The sequence below is a fragment of the uncultured Shewanella sp. genome (assembly GCF_947491715.1).
GTDB lineage: Bacteria > Pseudomonadota > Gammaproteobacteria > Enterobacterales > Shewanellaceae > Shewanella.
The window spans coordinates 14,082-27,973 of sequence record NZ_CANLKR010000025.1 but is presented as its reverse complement, the minus strand read 5'-3'; the positions used below and the strand labels follow the sequence as shown (position 1 = coordinate 27,973).

Sequence of the window (13,892 nt, the reverse complement as noted above, 5' to 3'; positions counted from 1 at the left end):
CAAGTCCCTAACGCAACATCAAAATATCACCATGACACTGCGTTAGGGTGTACTACTCATCATTCAATAATAAAACCTAACAAGATCCCACGCAAACAAACCTAATAATACAGCTCAGCTGTATTGTCTAAGCCATCATTATCCACAACAGTCAACTCAACATGATGATTTTGACTATCAAAACGAATAACCCAAGGAAAACTTGATACAAAACCGTCATCAAAACGCCAAGACTGGCTTTCAATATGACCATCTTCATCAACACTCAAAGATGTAAATAAATGAATAAACCACCAAGCCTGATGTTGAATAATCGCAGTGGGTGCTTTTCCTTCAGGCGTAATAATCACTTGAACTGTTTGAGTCTGTGAATGCGTCAAGCCACCATCGTCAGTCACCGTTAATGTCACCGTATATTCCCCGCTTTGCGTATACTCATGGGAAACATTAACACCGCTCCCCACGTGCCCATCACCAAAATCCCATTCATGGCTTAAAATGTCACCATCAAGATCGTAAGATGTACTCTCGACATTCAGCCATCCCCTATTTTGATAAAAATCAAAACGAGCAATTGGTGCTAGATTAGGCTCACTAAACTGCAAAGAAACCAGTACGGGATCATGATCTGACGAGCGAAAAGGACCGTCACTATATAAATCTTCTTGTTGAGACGCAGTTTTAAACTCCAAATTATAATCTAATACTCTAGGCTCATCGGTATTAATATGCCAATGTGTCACATCAATCACAGCATCTAAGAGTGCCTCATTCACTAATGCATGATCTAACTGTCCAGACTCCCCCGAGTAAATATAGGTATATGCATCATTTTTATCAAAATAATCAAACAGCTCATAAAATCCAGATAAACGCAATTCAGTGAGAGGATCTTCTTGTGCATAGGCATTTAAATCCCCCATCAATACAATATTATTATCCGCATACGTCGTCGATAACCACTGAGATGCAGCCATCGCAGCTCGTTTTCGTGTCAGGTTACAGTTTCCTTGTCCATCATTAAGATCTGGGTCCCCAATGCTGCTGCAACTGCTTCCCTTCGATTTAAAATGATTCACCGCCACCACAAATTCAGCAGAAGCATTTTGTGCAATAACACCTTGGTGATTTTGCTCCGTAAATTTCTCATCAAAAACAACACCGTCATCATCGACTAGTCCAAATAACTGCGTTAACATAGGTCGATTCTTGTCATCATTGAATAAGGGCACACCCAACTCATCTACGGGAGAATTATCACTGGACAAGATCTGAGCTTCACCTAATGGCATGACAGTATCGATACGGTATATTAAACCGACCGAAATCTCATCATCTCCTAGACGCGACAGCCTAGGTGAGATAAATCCATAGCGCTCACTCCCAACTTGGTCATTTAAAGCATCAACTAAATGCGCAATCGCAGAATAACGATCAAAGCCATCATTTTCAATTTCCATTAACCCGAAAACATCGGCATTAATGGCTAACATTGCGGCCACAATTTTGGCCCGCTGACGTTCAAACTCAAGCAGATCATTTGCCCCCCGAGCAGTTGGAAACCCGCCACCAAGACCATCACCATTGAAAAAGTTAAGCACATTAAAACTCGCCAAAACAACGTCTCTTTCCTCTGGTAATGTCGGCGAAGCTGTTCGCTGATTAATGGCAATGAAATTCACACTTTCTGTCGGTAATAGACGATAAGCACCAAATCCATAGTGCATAATGGCATGTAAATCCGTCACCATATCACCCACTCTTACGGTATTTTCAGCGCTTAGCTCTGGAGCAGGAAAACGAATGCTTTCAGGATTTTGAGCTGTTAAACCATCATCTAGTATGATTGAATCTAAGGCATTTCGAGCCGTAATAGCTAATGCTTCCTCACCGGGCTCTGCCACTTGGGTACCAATAAAGTGACGCTCACTACCCAGTAAAATTTCTCCATAGCGCCCCAAATTATACACTTCATTCACCGTTAGATTTTGTGAAAAATGCACTCGCATACCTTCTAATGATTCAAAGTGGCTATCATCTGTTCTCGGTAACATCACTAACCGACTACTGGGTAAGGTTTGATGAGTATCACACAACACACTTTGTTCCACCTGTGCCACTTGTGTTAATGTCGAATACTCTTCCACTGTTCCTTTAAGGCGGACTCTATCACCCAGCTGAAAGCCTAGCGGAGTGTCAGCAGTGTAAACAAAAATGCCTTCTGAAGTGAATGGATCACTATCTTGTTCGCTATCAGGAGACTGGACAAACAATCCATCAAAACCAGATTCATTATTACTCACCACAATAGCTTCTATAATCACTGACTCACCAACATAATCACTGACAACACCTGCACCTTGTATTTCATTAATACGCATTGCAGGTTCAAAACACACTAAAGGTTCTGTTGGCTCAGGCTCTGTTGGCGTGCCTTCTCCAAATAAACCTAGATCACTGATGTTATCTTTTTCGAAACCAAACCAATTTGCCAATGAAACCTCATCATCCACTATAATATCGGCTATAGGCTGAACGTCATTTCGCCTTAAGGTATTATCTTTGGTAGAAAGCTCCCCTGACCCCCATTCAGCACCAGGATCAGTTCCCACTTGGCCTAAACTATCTACGATTTCTCCTTGATAACTCAACACAACGGCATCATCACCATTGAAAAAACTCATTGATGAAGTCATATCGGTAACAGTCAAAATCGCCTCACTGGCATCATCGTCACTAATAACAAAGACGTCACCAGCCTCAACGCTTCCACGTAAAGCGATATTGGTACCTGAATGCTGATTTCCATTAAAATAGAAATGAATTTGGTATCCATTTAAGTTTATTAAATTATCACTCGTGTTATATAACTCCACGGCCTTATTATTCCCACTGCCTTCTACGTACTCAGATATAATTAACTGCTCTGCTGCATAAACAGAATTCAATGTACAACCTAGAAGTAATATTAAGCAGCTATCTCTCATGAACATATTATTCCCTTAAATGTCTTTATTTTTATTGATGGCTTCCCGTTATTAGAAGCAACAGTAAATATAACTGCCATTGATGACAGTCTTATTTCATTTTAGCTTGTTAATGTTCACCAAGGAATATTATCCCTAACGTTTTACGGCAATCGTATTAGCAATAAAAAACCAATTGAGACTTAGTCATGTGAACATTTGTGTATTAGGTCACATTTTTGACAGAAAAACATTACTTTTTCATTTTAAATGACATAATAAATATATCATCGTTCGTTTTGCATATATAATTTAAAAAATTTTATCAACAACTTTCTTCATTCAAAGTAAATATAGTATTTATAGGCTAGTATACAAATATTATTTCACTCTTTTAATAAAAAACCTCTTGCCATGAAATAAAAGGATATATTTTAAAGCCATAGAAAAACAAAATATTAGCAATAACTAATTAAATACAATCAGTTGCTTTATATAGGTTATTTTTGGAATATGAAATAACCAATTGTTAGTTGATATTTAAGTAAAAACTTTAAATATCATCTAATCCGTTATTATTTAACCGTTTTATTAAATTATTGTTAATTTTAAAAATCATTCTATTTAAAGAATACTGATATTGAATGCAAGTATAAAAATGTTCTATGTTGATTACGCCGTTATAAAATTAAACCTAATACGGAGTCATCATGCAAAAGAAACATTTACTCGCACTTGCTATTGCAGCTGCTTTTTCCTGTTCTTCGGTTAATGCTAACGAATATCAAGCTCAAATAATTAAAGTTGACCAGCAAAACGCTGTAAAAGATAATTATATTGTTGTCTTTAACACCCCAAGTGTATTAAACCTCAACGACGAACTATCAATTGAATCCTTTGTTACTCAACAATCAATAACACTTGAAAATAATTATGATGTTGAGGTCCTTAAAAACTTTGGCAACACTGTTAGTGGTGTACTAGTCAAAGCCAATGCAGAACAAATCGCAGCAATACAAAAAAATACCGATGTAAAGTACATAGAACAAGATCAGATACTCAGTATTGATCCTCTTGTTAATACACTCGGCGATCAATCCAATCCTACCTGGGGTATTGATAGAGTTGATCAAAGAGATTTAGGGCTTAGCAACAGCTATCACTATGATTATGATGGTACTGGCGTCACTGCATACATTGTTGACACTGGGGTATTAAATACGCATAACGAATTTGGCAACCGTGCATCCAGTGGTTATGACTTTGTCGACAATGATAATGATGCCACTGACTGTAACGGTCATGGAACGCATGTAGCTGGCACAATTGGTGGCAGCACCTATGGGGTTGCAAAAAATGTCAATGTTGTCGGGGTGAGAGTATTAAGTTGTAGTGGTTCAGGCACAACATCAGGCGTTGTCTCAGGGATCGACTGGGTTAAGAATAATGCATCAGGCCCTTCTGTCGCTAATATGAGTTTAGGCGGCGGTGCATCACAAACATTAGATAATGCTGTTAATAATGCTGTTGCGGCTGGTATTAGCTTTGTCGTCGCGGCTGGCAATGACAATAGCGATGCCTGTAACTATTCCCCTGCTCGCGCTGCAGACGCCATCACAGTCGGTTCTACCACTAGCAGTGATTCGCGTTCAAGTTTCTCAAATTACGGTTCATGTCTAGACATTTATGCACCGGGATCCAGTATTAAATCTGCTTGGTACTCCTCTAATTCAGCCACCAATACCATTAGCGGCACCTCTATGGCAGCGCCTCATGTTGCCGGGGTCGTGGCTTTATATCTTGATGAAGACCCAAGTTTATCCACCACCGCAATGACAAACCTACTCAGCAGCCGTTCAAGTAAAAATAAAATATCTGATGCGATTTCGAGCTCACCAAATGAATTAGTCTATTCTCTATCCGGTGGAACCACACCCGATCCAGACCCAGATCCAGATCCAAACCCAGGTTGTGGAACAGACTGCTTGGAAGAAACAAACTTGAGTGGTTCTTGGCTTTCTACTGCTTATTATCAAATAGACGTGGCAGCCAATAGTCAGTTAACGGTTGAAATATCAGGTGGCTCAGGAGATGCCGACCTGTATGTCAGAGCAGGCACTAACCCTACTCGTTCAAACTATGATTGCCGACCATACTTATCAGGCAATAATGAAAGCTGTACCTTTAATGTGAGCAGTGCAACGACCTATTATATTATGATCCGAGGTTATAGCTCATACAGTGGCCTGAACTTAACAGCCAGCTTTTAACCAAAGTATGTCTGCACTTGTATAATAATACTGACTCTTCAAGTGGTTACTTGTAACACTTGAAGAGTTATTTTCAATGGTGTCATTTAATCACATTTTGCTTCATCTTCCCTTATTTCTTCATCTTCCCTTATTTCTTCAAATGAAAGAGGCAATGAGAATGTGGCTTGGTAAAGTCAGTTAACTTCCAAGAAATAGAATACAGCTACCCTAAATCCAAAGCCCAGAGAATAATACATCCTGTCACAACAAAATAACCAATCCAATGACAATAGAATAAAAAAGACTGCTTTTCACTGCTCATTATTTTTCCATAAAGTTGCCAAATCGCAAACAAGGCATAATCCAATGCGATAAATAACAACAAACCATAAGCATACATTTGCGAAACTAGGCTTAAACAGCAAACCAACAAAATTAAGGTTGCAAGCACATAAAAAACAGCAATAAAATAGAAATAACTACTTAAATGTGTTTTAACCTCTAAGCTTAGATCACTGGTGAAACAAGGAAGAAGCACTTTTTTCCTATCGAGAGTCAAGTGCTTAATACACAAAAGTAAACTCACTATACTGCCCACCAATAAATAGCTATTCATATACTTCCCTACCATCAAAGCGTTAATACATCCAACATTAAAGTATAAGACAGGAATAGCAGACTATTTATTACAATCCAGCGTAGAAATACCGAACAAAGTGAAAATGAACTCAACAAGCCAATCTTAATGCCCAGTTACCACCATGCTCAGCTAAGCACTGCTCTTCATTGTCAAAACAAATTTGCCTTATGTCTTTTAAATGGATCCCTATATTCGCAAGTTTCGACTGGATCAGCTGGCTCATTTGTTTATCATATTGCGCATAAAGTGCGTTAGTTTGCGCAATTTGCGTCGCAAAAATACAGCTTACTTTGAGTGTGCTCGCCACACTTTTAAAGTCAACTTGATGAGTTAACCATTCAAAACCAGGGACTAACTCAAGGATTTCATCACAAGCTAACGTCAGTGCTTCACGAATGTTTTTGTCGATTTTTTTCTCTGTTTTCGTCATATTACTGCTCATTGATATAGAAGGCATGTCATTATACGCTAATCGACAAGCTTCAACAGCGATGAATTATCCCATGCTGTGGGGCACTTTCAAAAAAGATAAAAATACGACATACTTTTTATTTTTCTGATCATAAAACCTTATGCTACAAATACCAGATGAATATTTTTCAAAGGCTTGTGAAAATAATAAAGCCCCTATCCTTAAGCAACTTTTACCGATCTTAGCCAACAGCCATAAGGTGTTAGAAATTGGCAGTGGTACTGGGCAACATGCAGTATATTTTGCCAAGCATTTACCCCACCTCATTTGGCAAACCAGTGACAGGCCAGCTTACCATCAAGGCATCCAATATTGGTTAACCTCATACCCTAGCCCTAATTTGCGCCCACCTTTATCACTGGATGTCACAGAGCCATGGCCAATCAACCATCCCATGGACGCCCTCTATACAGCAAACACTTTGCACATAATGAGTCATAGTATGGTCGAGGCCTTTTTTCATGGTGTGGGTCAACATTTAGTGCCACTCGGTCACCTGTGTATTTATGGCCCCTTTAATCAAAATGGACACTATACCAGTGAAAGCAATCATGAATTTGATTTACGCCTTAAACAAAATAACCCCCAAAGTGGCATTAAAGCACTAGAGTGGATCGAAAAATTAGCTGGTAAACAAGGATTAACATTACAATCAAAAGAAAAAATGCCTGCTAATAATATCTTTTTACACTTTCAAAAAACCGCATAAAGTAAAACAATAAAAGACAAAGCCACAACAAGGTGTGGCTTGGCAAACAAGTAAAATGTTAAAACAGTGCGTCATCAAATTCAGCAATGCTATCACTGCTTGTTTCCACCTGTAGACGCAAACTCTGAGTTTGTACTGCCCAGTAATCCATATAAAATTGCGCGGTTTGTAATTTAGATTGATAAAAAGCGTCTTCTTGCGTACCTGTATCTAATGCCTGTAACGCAATGGATGCCATTCGAGCCCAAATCCAGGCAAGTACAGTGATCCCCATTAACTGTAAATAAGGCATAGAAGCTGCACCTATGATATCAGGTGATTTCTCCGCCTTACTGGCAATAAAACTGGTGGCTTTTTCCAGATCCCCTGCCGATTGCATCAACCCCATTAAATAAGGTTGCATTGCAATATTTCGATGGTTTTCAGCAATAAACTGTTTCACCTGTTCAGACCATAAACTCAACGCCGCCCCTTTATCTGACAAGAGTTTACGACCAACAAGATCTAATGCTTGAACACCATTAGTCCCTTCATAGATCATTGAAATACGCAGATCCCTAACAAACTGCTCCATCCCCCATTCATGGACATAACCATGACCACCAAACACTTGCTGTGCATCGACACAGGCTTTAAACGCTTGATCGGTCACAAAGCCTTTAACAACAGGTGTAAACAAAGCCGCCAATGCTGCCCCTTCTTTAGCTTGTTCAGGATCGTTATGCCTTATCGCCATATCAAGCCATAAAGATTGCTGCCCCATTAATCCACGAGTACCTTCATTGAATGCCTTTTGAGCCAATAACATACGGCGAACATCACCATGTACAAGAATGGGATCCGCAGCTTGAGCATTGTCTTTAGGGCCACTTAGCGCACGTCCCTGAATACGCTCTTTGGCATAAAGTAGCGCATTCTGATAAGCAATATTTGACACTGCTAATCCTTGTATACCGACCCCTAAACGCGCTTCATTCATCATAGTAAACATCGCTCGTAAACCTTGATGGGCTTCCCCCACCAGCTCTCCCACTGCACCATCAAATAGCATCACACAAGTGGAATTACCGTGTAATCCCATTTTATGTTCAAGACCTGTGGCGCTTAATTGATTTGCCTCTCCTAAACTACCATCATCATTAATCAAATATTTAGGCACCGCAAATAGTGAGATCCCTTTTACGCCAGCGGGCGCATTCGGTAATCTCGCCAAAACCAAATGCACTATATTGTCACTTAAATCATGATCGCCTGATGAGATAAAAATTTTCTCTCCCGATATGGCATACTTTTCATCCCCCAAAGGCAGCGCTTTAGTCCGCAATAAGGCTAAATCTGTACCTGCATGAGATTCCGTCAAATTCATGGTGCCCGCCCATTCACCACTGACTAATTTTTCAAGGTACTTCTGTTTGAGTTCATCACTGCCATGGGCATGAATAGCCGAATAAGCACCATGGGTTAAACCTGGGTACATGGCAAATGACATATTGGTCGCTGCCGTCATTTCTAAAATAAACAACCCCACCACATTCGGTAATCCTTGGCCCCCATAAGCGGGATCACTCGTCAGCGTCCCCCAACCATTTTCAACATATTGCTCATAAGCCACTTTAAACCCTGTCGCTGTTTTCACTTGACCCTCTTCCAAACGACAACCTTCAAGATCCCCCACTGGATTTAATGGCAACATGATTTCAGTACTAAACTCTGCCATGCCTTGTAAAATGGCATTAACTAATTCAGTATCAATCTCATCAAACCCCCTTAACTCATCTTGCTGATATACATTAAGTAATTCATTTAAAACAAATTGATAATCACGCAGTGGTGCTTGATAAACTGGCATACTGTCTTCCCTTTCTTGTCATTATTGCTGTCGATGCATTTGAGTAAAAACTCAATATTATTCTCATTTTCAGCTTAAAAACGCAATACCTATCAAGATCCAATATTTTTCTTTGGGCATTTGAAATGGACGCTTTACATCCTTTTAAAGTAAGATAAATTAATAAAAATCAGTAAACTATATGAAAAATGGGGATTAAGCACACTCAATACTCCAATGACTCATCATACGAAGTCAGCAATCGCTATTGTAAACCAAGTATATTTAAACAAGACCCCCAAATAGCGTACTTTAAGTCTATAGAACAGGCCCCATGATGTTAATCATTCAGTGTCAACGCTTTAAAGGACAATACTCGACTACGGCCTAATGGAAATCATACATTTACCACATGAATTGGGTAATTAGCATATGAAACTGAAAAGAATAAAACACAGAATAAAATAGACTCTAATAAAATCACCATTCCTTTATATTTACCAATAATTTTTATTAGATTTCGATACTATCAGACAATGTACTCCCAAAACCTATTTTTATCAGGTATTCAAATAGTGAAATGTAAATATGAATTCAGCCTCATATTTTTAGAATATAAAGCCTAAATATTTTGTTACTAAAACTTACAGTATTAAATATAAATAAAGATAAAATTAACTAAAGTTAATCCAATATGATTTGAGAAGGCAGTATGAAAAAATTCAACCCAAAATATAAATATCATTTAATATTAATATTGAGCTTAATTACATTTTTTTCTTTTTCCTCTTTAGCTGATGATACCAGAAAAAGACTTGAAGCAAAATTAAAAAACTTATCCAATGAACCAGTTAGCGTTAGTATAAAAAAAATAGAAGTATATTCACGACAAGAATTCACCATCTTAAAAGAATGGAAAGGTATAAGCTATCCAGTTACCAAAACAGGATGGTACCCTATCGATAGAGATGACTTTAATAAATGGGAAAATAAGTGCATTGATTCAAAAACAACAGAAACTGTGACCATCATGTCTGGATTTACCAATAATTTTGGTCTCTATTTTCAGGATCATGACAGTACCCTTTGTAGTAGTAAGGTTAAAGTTACCTATCAAGTCAAAAATACAGAAAATCAAATAATATCTGAAATTAAATTTACAAAAGTTCAAAGTTCCGGATGTAAACCAGGTGGCCTTTGCACCGGGGTCAAAAACGAAAGCGGAAAAACCAGTATAAAAAATAACTTTTATGACAGTGGCTATTTTGTAGAGAAAAATAATAAAACTTCATTTCAATTAAAAAGTGTCTGGGAGCTGTATAATCCACATTTATTTGACTGGCAACAAATCCAAAACTCATCATTCAGTCATGATTTTACGCCAAAACAGTTAAGTAGCCTGATTGCAGATGAAAATTATCTGTTTAGCTTTTATAAAACAGATACAAGTAACACTGCATCATCAGTCGCCTATCGCTCTGGATTACGCACTCCATACAATCAAATCGAGTGGAATGCTGAAACAAGCATTAATGATGATTCAGAAAATCAGTCATTTGAATACCTAAAAAGCACTTTATCTGCCACAACACGTGAACTATTTGTGATAGGACAAAATGAAAACGAAGAGCTGTTTTTTAAGCGAGGTAACCTTAATGGCGGCATTATTGAATGGAATACAAACTGGTCATGTATTATAGAAGCCTCCAAAACCTGCTTTAAAGATAATAACGACTTTAATGGATATAAAGGCAAAACTCCCAACATCGCCCTGTCCCATGATGGCAAAACCGCCATTTTAGTGTATAAGATAGACGGTAAGGTTCGTTATCATGTCGGTACATTCAACGACAAAGACAACAGTCTTGAATGGAGTGAAAGAGACGCAGTGGGTTTAGGAAACATCAATAAACCCAGTGTTTCCTTTTTAAATAATGATACAGTGATTGTCGCAGGCTCTAATGGTAACAGTAACAATAATACCATCCAATTTAAAGTCGGTAAAATCTCAGCCCATAAACATAACATTAGTTGGGAAAACAGTCATGATATAAGCAAACTAAAAGGACATTCTGCAGAAATTGTGCACATTGAAGAAGATCCTTTTGAAAACCATACCCACAGCATGTTTTTAAGCTATATCAAAAACAATAATGATGGCTCACAAAGCAATGTTATTACATACTTCAAAGTCTCGGATGAATCAGGAAAGCAAGTTAACCCTCCCACTAATTATGCTTGGGAAGTACCATTAAGTCAGGTCAATGATTATATGACCGTCACTAAAGCCGTAGGCGAAAACCCCAATACCCCCATGACGGTTGATTTTTTTATAACCAATATTAGCCCTGATAACAATGACAACCCAGTTAACCTATTTCAGCTGCCCGCCGATAAAGTCTATTATGCAAAGGTCAACCCTGAGCATAATAATGGCCAAACTTACACCGTAAAACACGATAAAAACTGGGATCTGGCATTTGGCTTTCATGGTAAAAACACTGCCAGTTTAATCACTAATTCATTTTGTTCTTACTCTTCAGCTGAAAATACACAATTTTTATTCATGCCCATAAGCATGGAAACAACAAACATCATTGATGATCAATATATTTTTAATGATGTACTTAACCCAGAAACAAGCCCAAACTGCAATGAAGAAGATAACAACACAACCAGTACCGATATAGCATTTCAAGCCAATGTAAACCTTTATCCAAAAAAGGAAAACATAAAGATCCAATACGCGCCCATTTTTTATGCCGACGAAGACGAAGTTAATTCAATATCAGACAATGAAAATGAAGTCCCCTTCTTTGAAGATGACATCACAGAAATCAACTTTACGGTTTTTGCCACAGGAATAAGAAATTTTCCTTATGCAGCTGCCGATGAAGATATTATAGTCAATGGTAAAAGTATTAACGTTACCCCTATTAATTTTACTGATATCAACGGTCAAAACATTCAATTTCAGCGTGATGAAATACAGGATGTACTCACTTATTCAATCGATAGCAATAAAAGTGGCTTTGCTATCGAAGACTTAGGTATCATCAGTGAGCGGGTGTACCATACGGAGAATATGAGTAATACCTCTGACTGGCGCTTTGAAACGCCACTTGTTCTCTCACGTAATAGCAATAACCAGCTAATCAATGAAAGTACAAGAATAAACACCACCAGTTATGCTTGGATAGAGACCTATTGCACTGTATTCTACCCCCTTGATGAATGCGATTCAGAAGATGCTATGCTGCCACCTGCCGTAACTGGTTCATTTCCAGAAGTCTACGAAGAAGTCACCATAGAAGCCATTGAAAGTGAAGAAAATATCGTTCAATACCTGAATATTTATAAAACTGGCACCTCCCTTTTCGGGCAAATTATTTTTGAGCCCGCATTAAACATTAACCCAACACAAGAAGATGAATATGGAAATGATATCAAAGGGCAGCTTTTTTATAATATCAGCAGAGAAAACAGCACCACTGATTATAATGGCATACACTTTCCAAGCTCGGTTATAACGGTTAACAATAGCGGTAACTGGTATTTTGAACGTAGCGGTATTAGTCAGACCTCTCCGTTAATTTTGCTATCAGGTGCCTATTGGGGCGCCATGGATATTACATCCATCACAGAATACACATTTACATTAACGCAAATCAATATGTTACCAGTAAAAAGTGGCCCTTTTAATGGTCATGGCTTACTGACCATCAAATCGAGAGGTTTTACAGGTGATACAACTGAAACGATAAACGTTACCGTCTCAACATCCTATCAGGGGGATAAATTAACCCAGATGAACATAACTGGTGACAATTTCAGCGCAACCTTACCGCTTAATCAAATGCAATAAAGACCCACGCCACATAATTGGCTTACAAGCGAGTCAATTATGTGGCAATTGATACACACTCAACGCTATTGCCCCTCTGACAATTATAATTATGTTTACACTCATCGAATAAATACAATTCACTTTCAACTTAAAAACCCAATACCTATCCAAAACCATATTTTTATTTAGGCATTTGAAATGAAGATTTCACTTCCTCTTAAGATACGGTAAGCTTATACAAAATCAAATAATTAGTAGCATTAAGGAAGCATTATGGGCTCCGTCACCACCAAAATGCATGAAAACGGTTTGGAATACATCGACATTGATACACAACATTGTCAGGCTCGTATTTTCAAACAAGGTGCTCAAATTGATTTTTTTAAACCTAAAGGCCAACAGCCCCTGCTTTGGCGCTCAAGCGACAATGATTATCAAGTCGGCAGCGCCATTCGAGGTGGGATCCCCATTTGTTGGCCTTGGTTTGGCATGCACGCTAATCCTGATTGGCCTCAACATGGTTTTGCTCGAACCCAAATTTGGCAACTCAGTGAAGTCAACATTAATGAGACTGAAGTCGATTTACTCTTTACATTAACATTGAATGACAGCACACAAGAATATTGGCCTCACCGTACCCAATTAAGCGCCCGATTTCGCTTAAGTGACACCTTAAGCCTCTCACTGATTAATACCAATCTCGATGACAAAACCATCACCTTCTCCCAAGCTTTACACAGTTATTTTTCTATTGGTGATATTCATCAATTTTCAGCCACAGGTTTTGGGCAAGCCCAGTTCATTGAATTCAATCAAGGCCCTTTTACACAAGAGCAAGATAACCTAGTGATTACCCAAGAAACAGATAAAGTATTTACCCAACTAAGGCCGCTGCAGCAATTACACACGCCAAAGGGCATTATCGAAGTCTCACGTCAAAACAGCCACTCTGCGATATTATGGAACCCTTGGATTGAAAAATCGACACGCTTATCACGCTTTAGAGATGATGATTACCTTTCTATGATCTGCTTAGAAGCGGCCAATGTCCTCGATGATAGTGTCACCTTGGCCCCCAATGAAACCCACACGTTGACCACCCACATTCGATGGCAAACAACCCCTTAGTTCATTCCTAAGCCACTTGATAACAGGGCGCTAAATGGCTTAAGCATAAA

At 38.5% G+C, this 13,892-nt stretch carries 8 protein-coding genes; 4 read left to right on the top strand and 4 right to left on the bottom strand.

Annotation, left to right across the window (positions count from 1 at the left end):
- Positions 1-101: 101 nt before the first annotated feature.
- Positions 102-2,993 (bottom strand): ExeM/NucH family extracellular endonuclease, encoded by a 2,892-nt coding sequence (locus Q0779_RS16285; RefSeq protein ID WP_298774126.1) that lies wholly within the window; start codon positions 2,991-2,993, stop codon positions 102-104.
- 683 nt (positions 2,994-3,676) lie between these two features.
- Between Q0779_RS16285 and Q0779_RS16280 the strand changes: the two genes are divergently transcribed.
- Entirely contained in the window at positions 3,677-5,236 is a 1,560-nt protein-coding gene (locus tag Q0779_RS16280; protein WP_298774124.1) for a S8 family peptidase, read from the top strand.
- Between the two features lie 205 nt (positions 5,237-5,441).
- Here Q0779_RS16280 and Q0779_RS16275 read toward each other — a convergent pair whose 3' ends face one another.
- Positions 5,442-5,834, bottom strand: a complete 393-nt coding sequence (locus Q0779_RS16275) for a hypothetical protein (protein ID WP_298774122.1) — start codon at positions 5,832-5,834, stop codon at positions 5,442-5,444.
- A gap of 112 nt (positions 5,835-5,946) precedes the next feature.
- The gene (locus Q0779_RS16270) at positions 5,947-6,288 is read right to left on the bottom strand and encodes a Fis family transcriptional regulator (RefSeq protein ID WP_298774118.1); all 342 of its coding nucleotides are present in this window, start codon (positions 6,286-6,288) and stop codon (positions 5,947-5,949) included.
- A gap of 142 nt (positions 6,289-6,430) precedes the next feature.
- Between Q0779_RS16270 and Q0779_RS16265 the strand changes: the two genes are divergently transcribed.
- On the top strand, positions 6,431-7,039 hold the full coding sequence (locus Q0779_RS16265; protein ID WP_298774116.1) for a DUF938 domain-containing protein: 609 nt from the start codon (positions 6,431-6,433) through the stop codon (positions 7,037-7,039).
- A gap of 58 nt (positions 7,040-7,097) precedes the next feature.
- On the opposite strand, the gene Q0779_RS16260 is transcribed toward Q0779_RS16265, so the two are convergent.
- On the bottom strand, positions 7,098-8,888 hold the full coding sequence (locus Q0779_RS16260) for an acyl-CoA dehydrogenase C-terminal domain-containing protein (protein ID WP_298774113.1): 1,791 nt from the start codon (positions 8,886-8,888) through the stop codon (positions 7,098-7,100).
- A gap of 691 nt (positions 8,889-9,579) precedes the next feature.
- Between Q0779_RS16260 and Q0779_RS16255 the strand changes: the two genes are divergently transcribed.
- Together Q0779_RS16255 and Q0779_RS16250 are read left to right on the top strand one after the other, a co-directional pair.
- Positions 9,580-12,732 (top strand): hypothetical protein, encoded by a 3,153-nt coding sequence (locus Q0779_RS16255; protein WP_298774110.1) that lies wholly within the window; start codon positions 9,580-9,582, stop codon positions 12,730-12,732.
- Positions 12,733-12,987: 255 nt separating this feature from the next.
- A complete protein-coding gene (locus Q0779_RS16250; protein ID WP_298774108.1) occupies positions 12,988-13,842 on the top strand; it encodes a D-hexose-6-phosphate mutarotase in 855 nt (284 codons plus the stop codon).
- Positions 13,843-13,892: the final 50 nt, after the last annotated feature.